The organism is Paraburkholderia sp. OAS925 (assembly GCF_040543975.1).
Taxonomy (GTDB): domain Bacteria; phylum Pseudomonadota; class Gammaproteobacteria; order Burkholderiales; family Burkholderiaceae; genus Paraburkholderia; species Paraburkholderia graminis.
On record NZ_JBEUNO010000002.1, the window covers coordinates 1979857 to 1995921 of the forward strand.

The following is a 16065-nucleotide window of genomic DNA, read 5'->3' on the forward strand; positions in this document are numbered from 1 at the left end:
TGTATGGGGGGGCGAGGCGAAGATACCCTCTATCGCAAGTAAGAAGGAATCCCCGTCTTGATTCAAGCCTATGGCGCCCATGCAGGTGACAAACCCTTGGAGCCGCTGCAAATACACCGCCGCTCGCCTGGCGTGCACGATGTGCAAATCGACATTGCCTTTTGCGGTGTCTGCCATTCAGATCTGCACCAGGTGCGCGCTGAATGGGCAGGCACCCAGTTTCCTTGCGTGCCAGGCCACGAAATCGTCGGACGCGTGACGGCTGTCGGTGCGCATGTATCCGGTTTCAGCATCGGCGATCTTGTTGGTGTCGGCTGCATCGTCGATAGCTGCAGGCATTGCAACGACTGTGACGTCGGCTTGGAAAATTACTGCGACGGACTAATCGGCACCTACAACTTTCCGACTCCGGACGCACCCGGTCATACCTTGGGAGGCTACTCGCAGCAAATCGTCGTGCATGAGCACTACGTGCTGCGTATCCGTCACCCCGAGGAACAACTGGCGGCAGTGGCCCCGCTGTTGTGCGCCGGTATCACCACTTATTCGCCGCTGCGTCACTGGAAGGCATGGCCTGGCAAGAAGGTCGGCGTCGTGGGTATCGGTGGTCTGGGGCACATGGGCATCAAGCTGGCTCATGCGATGGGCGCGCACGTCGTGGCACTGACCACGTCCGAATCCAAACGCGAAGAAGCCAAAGCACTCGGTGCCGACGAGGTCGTGGTTTCCCGTAACGCTGGGGAAATGGCCTCGCATGTCAAAAGTTTCGATTTGATCCTGAATACCGTGGCGGCGCCGCACGATCTCGATGCACTGCTGGTGCTGCTCAAGCGCGACAGCACGATGGTGCTGGTAGGCGCCCCGGCGACGCCGCATCCGTCGCCCAATGTGTTCAACCTGATCATGAAGCGCCGCTCCATCATCGGCTCAATGATTGGCGGCATTCCGGAAACGCAGGAGATGCTGGATTTCTGTGCAAAGCACGGCATCGTCGCCGACATCGAAATGATCCGCGCCGATGAAATCAACAATGCCTACGAACGGATGTCGAAAGGAGACGTCAAGTACCGTTTCGTAATCGACAACGCCACACTTTCCGCCTGATTTTTCGGGCTAATTTATGAGGACATATGTATGAGGACGATCGTTCTTATGCTGGCCCTAGTGGCCAGCTCATTTACCGCTATGGGGCAAGACATGTCCCATGGTGCAGACAACTTCTACAAGAGTAACAAGGTGACTGTGGAGAAAGTCACATTCAAAAATCAATACCAGATGGATATCGTAGCGAATCTGTTTGTGCCCAAGGGGCTGGATCGCAGTAAGAAGTATCCAGCCATTATCGTGGGCCATCCCAATGGCGCAGTAAAGGAACAGAGCGCGAATCTGTATGCGCAGAAGCTTGCCGAGCAAGGATTCGTGACATTGGCTCCTGATCTTTCCTTCTGGGGCGAAAGTTCGGGTACGCGTAATGCGGTTTCGTCCGACATCTACACCGAGGTTTTCATGGCCTCGACGGATTTTATGGGCACGCGGTCATTCATCGACAGGAACCGGATCGGTATCCTCGGCATCTGCGGCAGCGGCGGCTATGCCATCAGCGCAGCCAAGATCGACCCTCGCTTGAAGGCGATCGCCACGGTCAGCATGTACGACATGGGTAGCGTAACCCGCAACGGCCTCAATCACTCTCAATCGATTGAGCAGCGCAAGCAATTCATCGCCGCAGCTGCGGAACAGCGGTACGTGGAGTTCCTGGGCGGTAAGAAGAAGTATTCCGACGGCATGCTCGAAACGCTGCGCCCGGACGCTGGCGCGATCGAGCGCGAGTTCTTCGACTTCTACCGCACCAAGCGCGGCGCATACGTCCCGAAGGGTTCTTCGCTGTATCTCACGACCAATCGCCCGATCACCGCGGAAGTGAAGCAACTGAACTTCTACCCGTTCAACGACATCGAGACGATTTCGCCGCGGCCGATGCTGTTCATCACGGGGTCCGAAGCCCACTCCCGCGAGTTCAGCGAAGACGCATACAAGCGGGCTGGCCAACCCAAGGAGCTGGTCGTCATTCCGAACGCCGGGCATGTTGATCTCTACGACCGCACTGACCTTATTCCATTCGGCAAGCTGACGGACTTCTTCCAGAAGAACCTGAAGTAAGCAAGCAGGTCACAACGGTGCATGCCGTCATGACCTTCGCGAGGCACCGACATCTCAGTGCCTCACATGACTCACTCTCCGATGGACAGCGCAAGCAGCTCAAATGCCCTGCCTGGTTCGACATTGCCATGACCAAGCTATTCAGATGGCTTCTAAGTGTGCCAGAAAGTTTATATGTCGAATCGCTCTTTGTGAGCTTCACTACGGTGGAAATTTAATATGAATAGATTAATCATTGGGGTCGCTTTTTCTTTGGCTTCCTTGGCGTCGCATGCGCAAGATTTCAAGCTCTCAAGCAATGTTATAAAGCATGGTGAACAGATTGATAATGCCTATGTGCAGAATGGATCAGGTTGCTCCGGTACTGACATTTCACCAGCGCTTTCATGGTCTGGAGCGCCAGAAGGCACCAAGAGCTTCGCTGTGACCATGTTTGATCCCGATGCTCCAACAGGCAGCGGCTGGTGGCACTGGACGGTCGTGAATATACCTAAGGAGATTCATGACCTTCCAGCGGACGCCGGAAACAGGAATGGATCAAAAGTCCCTCCGGGGGCCGTACAAGGCAGGACGGATTTCGGCAGCCCAGGCTACGGTGGCCCATGTCCTCCGCTCGGAGACAAGTCCCATCATTATCATTTCAAGGTTTGGGCCCTCAAGGTCCAGCGACTGCCTGTTGATAGTGGGTCCAGCGGCGCACTGGTGGGATATTTGCTCAATGTAAACAGCATTGCAACTTCCGAGCTGGTTCCCATTTCGACGCGATAAATAGTAAAACCTCGCCCGTGTGCTTCGCGGGCTTTTTACTAAAGTGAATTTTAGTCGTCCTGATCTATTCTATCTGAGTAGTTTCGTCCTGTTCCATGCCCTAGCGAATTTCCAGCATCACGGGAAAATGAACTGATCAGGACACTAGGCGACGGCCTAGCAATGGAGGTGGTCTATGGAATTGCGCCATCTGCGCTGTTTTTTGCGCCGTTGCTGAAGAACTTCACTTCGCCCGTGCTGCCGAGCGGTTGCACATCGAGCAGTCGCCACTGTCGCGCGCTATTAAGGAGCTGGAAGAAGAGCTCAGTACCCAGCTATTTGCGCGGACCACACGAGCACCCGCCTGACCCGTGCAGGGAAGCTATTTCTGGAGCATGTTCCGCGTGTTTTCACTTCATTACAGCACGCACGCGATAGCGTAAAGGCAGCAGCGAACGGATTTCACGGGCAGTTGCGCGTCGCCGTGTCCGACGGCATCACGCCTTCGCGCCTACCGGCATTGCTTGCACTCTGCAGGCAGGAAGAACCCGAGGTCGAAATTCGATTCTTTGAGGTGCCTTTGTCGCAGCAAATCAAAGGGCTGCATGATGACCTTGGTCCTGGTATCGGCAGGCTTCGCCTTGGGTCTGACCGGTGCCGGGCATATCGCAGCCAGCCGGGAACAAGGCGTTGTCGCGCGTCCACTGACCGGCCGATCGCCGATGCTCACGACCTACCTGTTGCACTCGGCAGGCGAGCCTTCGGAAATACTGGCGCGGTTCGTCGAGCGGGTACAGGCCATCGACTCACCTGAAGCCAATAGGTCTACGCCGGACCTTGATTCCCTTCTAGCGGAGGAGCCGAAGTCATGAAGAAGGTGACCTCTTTCGTACTGGCCGTAATGTTGGCAGCCTGCGGCCAGTCCGAAGCACCTCAAAAGACTATCCTGCCGATCGTCGAGGAACTCGCTTCCAACCCCGAGCGGCTGAGAGGACTGCGCCAGCAGTGCAAGCTGGAACGCGCCAAGCTGGGCGATGAACTTTGCAATCGGGTTGCCGAAGCCACTCGCAAGCGCTTCTATGGTGATGGCAAGGTGCCCTATACGCCGCCGGAGAACCCAACCAAGTTCTAGTCGCGAATGTATAGCCACAGGATTTCCTATTGATTTCCAAACACGTCGCAACGCGTCATCGCTTGCGGCGTTCTTATTGGATTCTTTTTCGTACGAACCCTTGTTTTCTCCGCTGAGTTTCTGCCGATATCGGTCTTTGACCCACCGTGACCTGACTCCGATCCTCACGACTACGGCACGACGTTGTGCCGCGTGTCGCGCTGGAGAAATAGGAGGCGACCAACAGAACGAGGTTGAGGCCACGTCCAACGAAAATAGGTGGCGCTGATTGAATGGCGTGTGGCGCCGTTTGCATTGTGCTGGCGGGCTGTGGTCTATATAGTGAACCTTCTAACGTTCTATTTCAACGTTGAAGAGCCCAGCCGGGAGTATCCCAATGACACGCAATCAAACGTTTTCGGTGGATATCGGGTGGCAAGCCTTGCTTAAGGACTTCGGTATCCAGCCCAGCCATGTGCTGCGTAGGGCTGGCCTTCCTGAAGACCTGCTTTCGCGTGAGGGACATGGGCTAACTACGGACGGGTATTTCCGTTTTTGGCGGTCCTTGGAGGCGGAGGCCGGTGACGTCATGTTTCCGTTGCGCATCGTTGAGACTGTCTCGGTGGAATCTTTCGATCCGCCTCTGTTCGCAGCGCTATGCAGCGCCAATCTGATGCAAGCGTTGCAGCGCTTGGCGAAATACAAGCAGCTTTTGGCGCCCATGAGTCTCGAAGTCGAGGTAGGCAATGGCGGGGAATTGACGGTTTTGCCTCGCTGGCTGACCGGACAAATGCAGGTGCCGTTTTCATTGCAAGTGGCCGAAATCGCGTTCTACGTGCGGCTTGCTCGGCTCGCTACCCGCGAGCCGGTCAAGGCGGTACGCGTAGCGCTTCCAGAACTCCCTCCGAGCCCTTATTCGCGGCGCTACGAGAACTTCTTTGGCGTTCCCGTGCAACAGGGGACTACGCTGAGCATCACCTTTTCGGCTGCGGATGTGTTGCGCCCGTTCCTCACCGTCAACGCAGGCATGTGGCGCGTTTTCGAGCCTGACTTGCGCCGCAGGCTTAGCGAACTGGATGCGACCGCCACGACAGCCGAACGCGTGCGTGCAATTCTGCTGGAGCTGCTGCCAAGTAGTGCGGCCACCATCGAGAAGGCCGCGGAACGCCTTGGCATGAGCAAGCGCACGCTGCAGCGCCGCCTGGAGGATGAGGGAGAGAACTTCCGCGCGATGGTCAATGCCACCCGAGAAAACCTAGCACGCCACTACTTGACTAACACCAAGATGTCCGGTAGCGAGATTGCCTTCCTGTTGGGCTTCGAGGATCCCAATTCCTTTTATCGCGCATTCCAGGACTGGACTGGGCAGACGCCCGACAGTGCCCGCAATGCCATGCATTTGAACTGAGGAAATCATCCATGGCCACGCATGCTGAACAACGAACGGTGTTGCTCGCGGGTGCGACGGGCTTGGTCGGTGGTTTGATGCTGCAGGCGGTGCTCGCCGACTACACAATCTCGGCAGTACATGCCCTGAGCCGCAGGTCACTGAATGTGCGTCACCCAAAGCTTGATGTCCGCATCGTGGATTTCGGCCATTTACCCGAACTGCCTCAGGTCGACGAGGTGTACTTGGCCTTGGGCACCACGATAAAAGTAGCGGGCAGCCAAGAGGCCTTCCGCGCCGTCGACCTGCAGGCCAACCTGGCGGTGGCTCGGGCGGCTGTTCAAGCGGGGGCGCGACGCATTGGTCTGGTCAGTGCGGCCGCAGCCAACGCGAGATCCTCCATGTTCTACAACCGTGTCAAGGGCGAGCTGGAGGATGCGCTTAAGGCGATGGATCTCTCGGCGCTGGTGATTGCCCGACCTTCTCTGCTGCTGGACTACCGGGACGGCTTGGGGCAACCGCCGCGCATCGGGGAGATCATTTCGATCCCGATCGCAAAGGTGCTCGCTCCTATTCTTCCCGGCGCCTACCGGCCGGTACACGCGAGTGCTGTGGCGCTTTCTTTGGTCAAGACTGTTCCGACAGCGCAGGGCGTGGTAGTACTCGCATCGAATGTGCTTGCCAAGGTCGGCAGTGAGTATTGAGCCGGCCAACTCGTTGATGAAACGGGTGCCGCGCCGCTCGCTCCCACTGCTGCCGACGGTCGTGCTGCTTGCCGCTTGCGCGGGGACGCCTGAACGGGGCGAGGCCTTGAAAGGGGCATGGCTGGTGGCGGGGGGCTTGTCAACACAGCCAATGGCCTCAGTTTCCGAACGACAGGCGACGTCACCCCGGGTGGCCATCGCGCTCGGCGGAGGCGGCTTGCGTGGTTATGCGCACATAGGAGTGTTGCAAGCACTGGAAGAGGCAGGCATTCGTCCTGACCTGGTGGTGGGAACCTCCATCGGGTCCATCATCGGGGCAGCCTATGCCTCCGGCACCTCCCCGGACCAACTCTGGCAGCTAGCCAATTCCATGCGCGTGACATCGCTGGCCGATGTGACCCTGCATGGGCCGGGCTTCGTCAAGGGCGAGGCGTTGGCACGTTGGGTCAACACATTGGTCGGGTATCAGCCGATCGAACGCTTCCCAGTGCAGTTCGCCGCCGTGGCCACGGACATCGACCGCTCCTTACCCTACGTAATCACCCAAGGAGATGCCGGCGAGGCGCTGCGGGCGTCGGCGGCTATTCCTGGCGTATTTCTACCCGTGCAATCCGGCGGCCACGTACTTGTCGATGGTGGCGTCGCCTCACTGGTACCTGTGCGCGCAGCCCGTGCCTTGGGCGCCGACGTGGTTATCGCCGTGGACATCTACTGTAATGGTCCGCGATACCCATCAAAATCCGCAATGTCGATGTGGCTGAGGGTGTCCCAGACACAGAGTTGCCTGCTTTCGGGTCCGGAAACGGCATCGGCCGATGTTCTGATTGCGCCGGCCATCACATCGGCCGGGCTTGATGATGCGGCCGGCCGGGAAGCCGCCAGGCAGCGGGGCTATGAGGCAGCAGTCGCTGCCTTGCCGACACTGTCAGCTGTCATGCGACACCATGGCGTGGGCCCCTGAACGCGCAGTAGGCTATCGGCAGGCGCGTCGACGAGTCCTTTCAATCGAAGGGGCTGACACGGATTGCTGTCAAAGTGGCGCGATCGGCAGGTTGGCGGCGGAAGTTCAGCTCTATGGTCGTGGTGTCACCGCCACACCGAAGCTCCCTATGAACATCAAGCACGCCGGATTCTCTGCCGCCGCCCTGACGGCCCTGTTCCTGGCCCAGCCATCTTTCGCGCAGGACGGTTGGTCGCCCGCCAAGGATTCTGAGGGCATCAAGGTCTACGTGCGCGCCGTCCCGGACTCGCCCCTAAAGGAATTCAGGGGCGAGGTCCAACTCGAAGCGACTCCCGACAGCGTCGTGCGGGTCCTGCGCGACGCGGATGCATTCCGCAAGTGGATGCCAACGCTGGTGGCGTGAACGTTACGCCAACTGGTTGGCCAATCAGATGGTGGTAGATAGGTCCTATGGAACGGTCAAGGCCTTGCGAAGCTATTTGCAAAGTGCCCGCTGACGTTAGCAACTGAGTTTGGCATGGTTTGCTTGGAGACTGGCGCGAATCGCTAGGGAGCTGACGCCGCTCGCTGCGTACAGTGGTAGCACAGAAGGGAATCAAGCCCCAAGGCGCCCTGCACATCAAATTCTCGAACCAAGGATGTTAGGCATGAATACGAAAATTGCTCTCGTCACAGGCGCATCGTCCGGCATCGGCGAAGCCACCGCGCTCAAGTTGAAGGCCCTCGGCTACACGGTTTACGCCGCAGCGCGCCGCGTAGACCGGATGCGTGCCCTGGCGGGCACTGGCATCAACATCTTGGCTATGGACGTGACGAATGACGCCTCGATGCAGGCGGGCGTCCAGGAAATCATCGACAAGTCGGGCCGTATCGACGTCCTGATCAACAACGCCGGTTACGGCTCCTACGGTGCCGTAGAGGACGTACCCCTCGATGAGGCCCGCGCACAGTTCGACGTCAACGTGTTCGGTGCCGTGCGCCTTATTCAGTTGGCCTTGCCGCACATGCGCAAGCGGCTCTCGGGAACCATCGTCAACATCACCTCGATGGGCGGCAAGGTCCACACGCCGCTGGGCGCCTGGTACCACGGCACTAAGTTTGCGCTCGAGGCGATCAGCGACTGCCTGCGCCTGGAGGTGCAGCCTCTTGGCATCGACGTGGTGGTCATTGAACCAGGCGGCATCAATACCGAGTGGGCCGGAATTGCTGCGGACAAGCTGCGCGAGACTTCTAGCGAGGGCGCTTATGCCGAACAGGCCAATGCCTTGCTCAAGACGATGGTGAGCGAAGCCAACCGCAAGCGCATGTCACCGCCTGATTTGATCGCGGATACGATCGGCAAGGTACTCAGCGCCCGCCGTCCAAAGACGCGCTATGCCGTCGGCTTCGGTGCCAAACCCATGATCTTTCTGCGCCGCCTGCTCTCCGACCGGGCCTTCGACAGTTTCATTCGCATGGCTACGGGGATTCCGCGTAAAGGCGTTTAAGACGGTTCTAGATGAGCAGTTCCCGGGCATGGGAACCGGCTGCCGTTTGAAACCGAACGCTCGCTGTGGCTGGCCTCGTATTCGTTCGGAGATCAGGGAGAGGCGGCTAGACGGCAGCTGTCCTCGAATATGACGGCATCCCTGAAGTTGGGGATCGAGACACAGATCTAGAAGGACACGTTTGCCAATGCCTTCCTGCGATCCTCGCACTGTCGCACGCAACGTTCCTGGGCTCGTTGAGGTCGTGTTCCCACAGCTAACCACGGGCGTTGTCGTTCATCTCAACCAGAGTCGGACGCTCTTGTCGACGCCTCCTCCTAGCCAGGCGCTCATCGAAACCAGTACGTTGCAAAATGCGATGTTGTTCGAGCTCGGTATCGCTTGTGGGGAGAGTGAGCTAGCCACAGGCTCATTGCAGTGGGAGGAGGCCAAAGCAAGCGCCTTGAGCCGGCAGCGGAGGTATTTCGACGCAGAGATTCCTGCTGAAATTGCACAACAGGACTGGCTCATTGCCGAGAAGATTGCCCAGAATCTGACTAGCACTCTCTTAGAGGTCGCTAATGGCAAGACCATTACGACTGGACCGAAGATTCCCGGACTTGGATGGGTATCTCCAGGGCGGGGTGATTTTGCGTTCGACCGGACGCTTATCGAAATCAAGTGCGGCACAAGAATTTTTCGATGGCCGACTATCGCCGAGTGCTGCTTTACTGGCTTCTAAGCTATGCTGCAGTGCTTGAAGGACGCGGCGAGGAATGGTCCGATTGCATAATGCTCAATCCTCGCTCGAGCGTGTCCGTGAGATTCGAATATGACGCATTGCTGCATGTTGTGGCAGCAGGTCAGACAAAGCTGGAAGTGTTACAGGTTCTGCGCGCGCTGGTTGATCCTGGCGACTGGTTTTAGTGAGCTGATGATTGCACGCTGGTGTAGCTCCCGATTTGGCGCGGTCGCGTGAACTTTCAACGCCGTTCTACCGCGCTAGTAGGAACCTGTAGCCCAATACTCTGAAGGCATGCGGGCGTGGGGTATCGCTGCTACGTATTGGCGCGTGCGGCAACGCCGGGTTGCATCGCCTCCTTGTATTTCTTCCATCTGATGCGAGCCATCCCGGCTCGCATTTTTGCATCCATGCCGCCACCGCCGTCTCACAATTGTGCGGAACACGAGCTTTCTTAGTGTACGAGCGCTGCAAGTTGCGCCTGTGGGGCGGTGCTTCCGGGCTGCGGCAGTTTTTTTCCAGCCGCCTGCGCGTAAAGAGGAGCGGATGTCGAGAAGCACCGGGGTTATCGAAGTCCTTCGACCGTACCAGAACATCTTTTATTTGCAAACCCCAACTCGCCGACCAGATTTGTTTGCATTAATTCTCGCAAACCATTGATCTCATTGGGCGCCGTCTGGCAGTTCGTCGGACTGCCTTCATGGCGACTCTTCCTAAAGGCCGGCCGCTCGTCCTCCCCGGACCTTGCAGTCCTCTCAGATGATTTATACTTGAGCTAAAAATACTCTATAAAAACAAAGGTTTGGGTGGCTGGCAACAGGTTTGTTTGCAAGGGTCGCGGCAGGAAGATAGCGCAGGAACAGATTTGTTTGCACTAAAAGCTTGGAACAGGTTTGTTTGCAACAGAACACATTTCTTTTGCGAAGAACCACCAATCGTGCCGCGCGTCCGCACGGCCCTCCCACCGATCCAGTTTTGTTATCGACCTTTCCATTTCTCGGATTGTTGCCGCATCACGGCGCCCGTATATTGGCGTAAAGCCCACTACGAAAACACGGACGCTGGAGACGCGAATGAACCGAATCGATCTGGAAGGACGCGTTGTCGCCATCACGGGCGGCGCGCGCGGCATCGGCTATGCGGTGGCGCAACGGGCGCTGAACTCGGGCGCATCGGTCGCGCTATGGGACATCGACGGCGAGCGGCTCGCGCGCAGTCAGCGCGAACTCAGCGCACTCGGCAAGGTGACCGCGGTCACCGTCGAACTTACCCAGGAAGCGGCCGTCCAGCGTGCGGTTGCGCAGACCGTTCTCGATCACGGCGCGATCGACGTGCTGATTAATTCGGCGGGTATTACCGGCGGCAACGGCACGACATGGGAACTGGAGCCGGAGATGTGGCGGCGCGTCATCGACGTCAATCTGATCGGCCCGTATCTCACCTGCCGCGCCGTCGTCCCGCAGATGCTCAAGCAAGGCTATGGGCGGATCGTCAATATCGCGTCGGTCGCGGGCAAAGAGGGCAACCCGAACGCGTCGCACTACAGCGCGTCGAAGGCGGGGCTCATCGGCCTCACAAAATCGCTCGGCAAGGAACTGGCGACGAAGAACATTCTCGTCAACGCGGTCACGCCCGCAGCCGCAAAGACCGAGATCTTCGATTCAATGTCGCAGCAGCACATCGACTATATGCTTTCAAAGATCCCGATGAACCGCTTTCTTCTCCCCGAAGAAGCGGCGTCGCTGATTCTCTGGCTCGCCTCCGAAGACTGCGCATTCAGCACCGGCTCGGTATTCGATCTGTCGGGCGGACGCGCGACTTACTGAGCGTCCAACGCGGCGCCGCTCAAGGCGCACGCGTCACATCACACAAGAACCGCGAGGCCGCGAACGCGAGCTGCGCGAAGGAGATGACATGGACCCGCAAGCGAGCGCTTCGCTGGAGGCGATCACCGGCAAGGTCATGCGCCGGCTGCTGCCATTCCTGCTATTGATGTACGTGCTGGCATTTCTCGACCGCGCGAACATTGGCTTCGCACAGAAGGCGCTGCAGCACGACACCGGGCTTTCGAACGCGGCCTTTGCGTTCGGCGCGGGCGTTTTCTTTGTCGGCTATGCATTGTTCGAGGTGCCAAGCAATTTGCTGCTGCATCGCGTCGGCGCGCGAGCATGGATGTGCCGCATCATGGTGACGTGGGGACTCGTCTCGGCGGCGATGTGCATGGCGCATACCGCGACGATGTTCTACACGCTGCGCTTTCTATTAGGCGTCGCCGAAGCAGGCTTCTTTCCCGGCGTCATCTATTACCTCGCACACTGGTTTCCGCAGCGTGCGCGTGCCCGCGCCGTCGGCATGTTCTATTTCGGCGCGCCGTTGGCGTTTATCTTCGGCGGTCCGTTGTCGGGCTCGCTGCTCGAACTGCATGGCGCGTTCGGCCTCGCGGGCTGGCAGTGGCTTTTTCTCGTCGAAGGCTTGCTCGCCACGCTCGTCGGCATATGGGCTTTCTGGTATCTCGACAATCGTCCCGACGACGCACGCTGGCTCGATTCGCACGAACGCACGAGCTTGCGCGCGGCGCTCGATGAAGACGCGCGCGCAGCCTCGGCACATGGACCGCGTCGCATTCTTGCCGCGCTGGTGGATCGCCGCGTGTTGCTGTTGTCGCTCATCTATCTGCTGATTCAGATGAGCGTCTATGGCGTGATCTTCTATTTGCCGCAACAGGTGGCCGCTTTGCTTGGAACGACCGTGGGTTTTCACGTCGGACTCGTCGCCGCATTGCCGTGGTTGTGTGCGCTCGCCGTCACCTGGTACGTGCCGCGCCGCGCGGATCGGACGGGCGGGCATCGTCGCTGGGCTTCCGCGTTGCTCGTCATGGCGGGTCTCGGCATCGGCCTATCGGGGCTCGCGCATAACCCGGTCATCGGGCTCATTGCGCTGTGCTGTGCGGCAAGCGGTTTCATTGCCGCCCAGCCGCTGTTCTGGACATTCCCGACGCGCCTCCTGACCGGTGCGGCCGCCGCGGGCGGCATCGCGCTGATCAACTCGCTCGGCAGCCTCGGCGGTTTCATTGCGCCGAGCTTGCGCACCGCGGCCGAACGCGCGTTTTCCTCCACATCGGCGGGACTGGTCGTGCTCGGCGCGTCCAGTCTGCTCGCTGCGCTGCTGATCGGCACGCTGTTGCGCCGCGACGGCGCGCAGCCTGCCGATTCATTTCACGACCTGCTGCATCGCGCCCGCTAGGCGCATTCCCGGCGACACCTTCGACGCCCATCACGGAGCCTCTCTCTCATGGCCATGCCCACAATCCGGCACGTGCGTGCCTTCATCGTCCGCGGCGGCGGAGCGGACTATCACGACCAACCCGGCGGACACTGGATCGACGATCACATCTCGACGCCGATGGCGCGTTATCCCGAGTACCGTCAGAGCCGTCAGTCGTTCGGCATCAATGTACTCGGCACGCTGGTCGTCGAAATAGAAGCGAGCGACGGCACAGTCGGCTTCGCGGTGACGACGGGCGGCGAGATCGGCGCATTCATCGTCGAAAAACATCTGGCGCGTTTTCTCGAAGGCCAGCTCGTGACCGACATCGAGAAGATGTGGGATCAGATGTACTACGCCACGCTTTATTACGGGCGCAAAGGCGTGGTGCTCAATACGATTTCCGGCGTCGATCTCGCGCTGTGGGATCTGCTCGCGAAAGTGCGCAAGGAGCCGGTGTATCAGCTATTAGGCGGTCCGGTGCGTGACGAACTCGTGTTCTATGCAACCGGCGCGCGTCCCGATCTCGCGAAAGAAATGGGCTTTATCGGCGGAAAACTGCCGTTGCAGCACGGTCCCGCCGAAGGCGAAGCGGGACTCAAGCTCAACCTCGAGAAACTTGCCGACATGCGCAGCCGCGTCGGCGACGACTTCTGGCTGATGTACGACTGCTGGATGAGTCTCGACGTGCCGTATGCGACGCGGCTTGCGCATGCCGCGCACGAGTACGGACTCAAGTGGATAGAAGAGTGCCTGTCGCCTGACGACTACTGGGGTTACGCCGAACTGCGGCGCAACGTGCCGCGCGGCATGATGGTGTCGACGGGAGAACATGAGGCGACGCGTTGGGGCTTTCGCATGCTGCTCGAGATGCAATGCTGCGATCTGATTCAACCGGACGTGGGCTGGTGCGGCGGCATTACCGAGCTCATCAAGATCTCGGCGCTGGCGGATGCGCATAACGTGATGGTGGTGCCGCATGGTTCGTCGGTGTATAGCTATCATTTCGTCGTCACGCGTCATAACTCGCCGTTCTCCGAGTTTCTGATGATGGCGCCCAAAGCCGACGAAGTCGTGCCGATGTTCACGCCGCTTCTGCTCGACGAACCGGTGCCCGTCAATGGACGTATGAAAGTGCCCGACACGCCGGGCTTCGGCGTGCGGCTCAATCCGGAATGCGCGCTGGTGCGGCCTTACCCGCGCTAATGCGCTGCGCTTCTTTCGATTCAATCAGCGAAGGAGAATGACGTGCTGCTCAAGGACAAGGTCGTGATCGTCACCGGCGGTTCGCGCGGCATCGGGCGCGCGATAGCCGTTGCCTGCGCAACGGAAGGCGCGGACGTCGCGATCAACTACTGGGGCGATAACGACGCGTCGTACGGACGCCGCTCGGCGGTCGCCGAAGTGGTCGAGGAAATCGAGGCGCTCGGGCGGCGCGTGATCGCGATTGAAGGCAATGTCGCCGCGCGCGAGACAGGGCAGCAACTGGTGCGCGAAACCGTTCAGGCGTTCGGCAAGGTGGACGTGCTCGCGAGCAACGCCGGCATCTGCCCGTTCCATGCGTTTCTCGACATGCCGGCGGAAGTACTCGAGTCCACCGTCGCGGTGAATCTGAATGGCGCGTTCTACGTCACGCAAGCCGCCGCGCAGCAAATGAAAGCGCAGGGCACGGGCGGCGCGATTGTCGCGACCAGTTCGATCAGCGCGCTCGTCGGCGGCGGCATGCAGACGCATTACACGCCGACCAAGGCCGGCGTTCACTCGCTGATGCAGTCGTGTGCGGTTGCATTGGGACCGTATGGCATCCGCTGCAACTCGGTGATGCCAGGCACGATCGCGACGGACCTCAACGCGGAAGACCTCGCCGACGAAGCGAAGAAAGCCTACTTCGAAAAGCGCATTCCGCTTGGGCGCCTCGGCCGTCCCGACGACGTGGCGGACTGCGTGGTGTTTCTCGCGTCCGACCGTGCGCGCTATGTGACGGGCGCGGCGCTGCTGGTCGACGGCGGGCTGTTCGTCAATCTGCAATGACGCGCGATGCCGATTTCAGCTAACCGGTGCGGAAGCATTCGCGGCCAGCGTGGACGTGGTGCCGCCATCGCGTGTGAGGCGCCGCGAGAAACCGCGCAGCAGTTCGATGAAGCGCAGCGCCGGCTCGGCGAGCGGTTCTTCCTTGCGCGTGAGAATGCCGAAACCCGCAAGGCTCTTGCCGATTTCGAGCGGCAATGCGACCAGCAGTTTGCCGCGCAGGTGATCGCGCACGACCGACTCCGGCAGCATCGCGACCGCATCGTAGTTCTCGAGCAATTGCAGCGTCGCGAAGATCGACGCGCATTCGGTGAGATTGACGGGCGTCGCGAGCCCCGCACGCGCGAGTTCTTCCTCGAACAGCACGCGCGCCGGGCTGCTGACAGGCTGCGCAACCCACGGCCAGTCGATGAGTTCGCGCAACGTGATGCGCGCGCGGCTCGCGAGCGGATGTACGGAGCGCACTACGAGCATCAAGGTTTCGCGCGCGAGCGGCTCGAAACTGAAATCGTTGTGTTGCAAGGGACTCGTCAGCCGTCCAAGCGCGAGATCGACTTCGCGGCGATGCAGCAACTGCACGACCTGGTCGCTGGTTTCCCCGAGTATGCGCACGTTGAGCAAGGGGCTTTCGGTTTTGAGTGCGGCCACCGCCATCGCCATCAGATCGGGCGCGGCGCCCATGATCGCGCCGACCGTCAACTGGCCGTGTCCGCCGCGGCGCTTGACTTCGAGGTCTTCGGCGAAACGCGTGAGTTCGGCGAGCGCGCGCCGCGCGTAGGCCAGCGTGACGACGCCGAGCGGCGTGGGCGTCATGCCGCGCGCATTGCGTTCGAACAGCAGAAAGCCGAACGCTTCCTCGATGTCGCCGAGCATGCGGCTCGCGCTCGGCTGCGCGACGTTGACGGCTTCGGCGGCCTGATGGAGATTGCGCGCGTCGTCGAGCGCGACGAGCAGCGCGAGGTGCTTGAACTTGAGCCGATTGACGAGTGCGACGGTTGCTGAGAGTTGGCTCATGATCCCGGTGCGATTCGGATTGTGGATCGCCCAATCCCAACAACGGATTGAGATGCTATCGACGCTCGAATTATAGTCTTTGCAGGCGCTTCGCCGCGAAAGCGCCCATAACGAACAGACAACGAAGAGACAGCCGCAATGGAGACAATCGCTTTCCGGATGGTGCTCAACCCCGGCATGCGCGAGGAATACGAGCGCCGGCACGCACAGATCTGGCCGGAACTGGTTGACGCATTGCACAACGCAGGCGTGCACGAGTACCGCATCTTCTTCGATCCCGGCACCGATCATCTTTTTGCCGTGCTCACGCGCACCACGCATCACACGATGGACGCGCTTCCCGAACTCGAAGTCATGCGCAAATGGTGGGATTACATGGCCGACATCATGCATACCGCCGCGGACCACACGCCGCTTCAGCAGCCGCTCGAACAGGTGTTTCGTCTGAGTTCGCTCAGCTAATTGATTGCTTGCCACGCTA

18 protein-coding genes are annotated in these 16065 nt (G+C 59.7%); 17 read left to right on the plus strand and 1 reads right to left on the minus strand.

Going from position 1 to position 16065, the window contains the following annotated elements; genetic code table 11:
* Positions 1 to 48 precede the first annotated feature (48 nt).
* The 16 genes from ABIE53_RS27645 (at position 49) to lra1 (ending at position 14573) form a co-directional block, all read left to right on the plus strand.
* Entirely contained in the window at positions 49 to 1104 is a 1056-nt protein-coding gene (locus ABIE53_RS27645; protein ID WP_192699446.1) for an NAD(P)-dependent alcohol dehydrogenase, read from the plus strand.
* Positions 1105 to 1134: 30 nt separating this feature from the next.
* Positions 1135 to 2160, plus strand: coding sequence for an alpha/beta hydrolase (locus tag ABIE53_RS27650; protein WP_192699126.1), 1026 nt, complete (start codon positions 1135 to 1137; stop codon positions 2158 to 2160).
* 219 nt (positions 2161 to 2379) lie between these two features.
* Positions 2380 to 2928 (plus strand): kinase inhibitor, encoded by a 549-nt coding sequence (locus ABIE53_RS27655; protein ID WP_192699125.1) that lies wholly within the window; start codon positions 2380 to 2382, stop codon positions 2926 to 2928.
* A gap of 248 nt (positions 2929 to 3176) precedes the next feature.
* Complete coding sequence (locus ABIE53_RS32025) at positions 3177 to 3275, plus strand: helix-turn-helix domain-containing protein (RefSeq protein ID WP_374710208.1); 99 nt, start codon at positions 3177 to 3179, stop codon at positions 3273 to 3275.
* Between the two features lie 116 nt (positions 3276 to 3391).
* Positions 3392 to 3721, plus strand: a complete 330-nt coding sequence (locus ABIE53_RS27665; RefSeq protein WP_192699124.1) for a type 2 periplasmic-binding domain-containing protein — start codon at positions 3392 to 3394, stop codon at positions 3719 to 3721.
* Between the two features lie 54 nt (positions 3722 to 3775).
* Positions 3776 to 4039, plus strand: a complete 264-nt coding sequence (locus ABIE53_RS27670; protein ID WP_192699123.1) for an EexN family lipoprotein — start codon at positions 3776 to 3778, stop codon at positions 4037 to 4039.
* Between the two features lie 376 nt (positions 4040 to 4415).
* Positions 4416 to 5426, plus strand: a complete 1011-nt coding sequence (locus ABIE53_RS27675) for an AraC family transcriptional regulator (RefSeq protein ID WP_192699122.1) — start codon at positions 4416 to 4418, stop codon at positions 5424 to 5426.
* Positions 5427 to 5437: 11 nt separating this feature from the next.
* Positions 5438 to 6109 (plus strand): Rossmann-fold NAD(P)-binding domain-containing protein, encoded by a 672-nt coding sequence (locus ABIE53_RS27680; protein ID WP_192699121.1) that lies wholly within the window; start codon positions 5438 to 5440, stop codon positions 6107 to 6109.
* Entirely contained in the window at positions 6099 to 7070 is a 972-nt protein-coding gene (locus ABIE53_RS27685) for a patatin-like phospholipase family protein (RefSeq protein ID WP_376916423.1), read from the plus strand. Before ABIE53_RS27680 ends, ABIE53_RS27685 begins: the two co-directional genes overlap by 11 nt.
* Before the next feature lie 148 nt (positions 7071 to 7218).
* Positions 7219 to 7473 carry an SRPBCC family protein gene (locus ABIE53_RS27690; RefSeq protein ID WP_310074935.1) on the plus strand — a complete coding sequence of 85 codons (255 nt, stop codon included), beginning with the start codon at positions 7219 to 7221 and terminating at the stop codon, positions 7471 to 7473.
* A 244-nt stretch (positions 7474 to 7717) separates the two neighbouring features.
* Entirely contained in the window at positions 7718 to 8557 is an 840-nt protein-coding gene (locus ABIE53_RS27695; RefSeq protein ID WP_192699119.1) for an oxidoreductase, read from the plus strand.
* Between the two features lie 301 nt (positions 8558 to 8858).
* On the plus strand, positions 8859 to 9278 hold the full coding sequence (locus ABIE53_RS27700) for a hypothetical protein (protein ID WP_192699118.1): 420 nt from the start codon (positions 8859 to 8861) through the stop codon (positions 9276 to 9278).
* A gap of 1073 nt (positions 9279 to 10351) precedes the next feature.
* A complete protein-coding gene (locus tag ABIE53_RS27705) occupies positions 10352 to 11104 on the plus strand; it encodes an SDR family NAD(P)-dependent oxidoreductase (RefSeq protein WP_192699117.1) in 753 nt (250 codons plus the stop codon).
* 88 nt (positions 11105 to 11192) lie between these two features.
* A complete protein-coding gene (locus ABIE53_RS27710; RefSeq protein ID WP_192699116.1) occupies positions 11193 to 12521 on the plus strand; it encodes an MFS transporter in 1329 nt (442 codons plus the stop codon).
* A 48-nt stretch (positions 12522 to 12569) separates the two neighbouring features.
* Entirely contained in the window at positions 12570 to 13748 is a 1179-nt protein-coding gene (rhmD, locus tag ABIE53_RS27715; protein WP_006046684.1) for an L-rhamnonate dehydratase, read from the plus strand.
* 42 nt (positions 13749 to 13790) lie between these two features.
* Positions 13791 to 14573 carry an L-rhamnose 1-dehydrogenase Lra1 gene (gene lra1 / locus ABIE53_RS27720; protein WP_053859279.1) on the plus strand — a complete coding sequence of 261 codons (783 nt, stop codon included), beginning with the start codon at positions 13791 to 13793 and terminating at the stop codon, positions 14571 to 14573.
* 15 nt (positions 14574 to 14588) lie between these two features.
* Here lra1 and ABIE53_RS27725 read toward each other — a convergent pair whose 3' ends face one another.
* Positions 14589 to 15584 carry a LysR family transcriptional regulator gene (locus ABIE53_RS27725; RefSeq protein WP_006046686.1) on the minus strand — a complete coding sequence of 332 codons (996 nt, stop codon included), beginning with the start codon at positions 15582 to 15584 and terminating at the stop codon, positions 14589 to 14591.
* A 138-nt stretch (positions 15585 to 15722) separates the two neighbouring features.
* On the opposite strand from ABIE53_RS27725, the gene rhaM reads away from it, so the two are divergent.
* Positions 15723 to 16046: an L-rhamnose mutarotase gene (rhaM, locus tag ABIE53_RS27730; protein WP_114157115.1), complete on the plus strand. Its 324-nt coding sequence runs from the start codon at positions 15723 to 15725 to the stop codon at positions 16044 to 16046.
* The last annotated feature ends 19 nt before the right edge of the window (positions 16047 to 16065 follow it).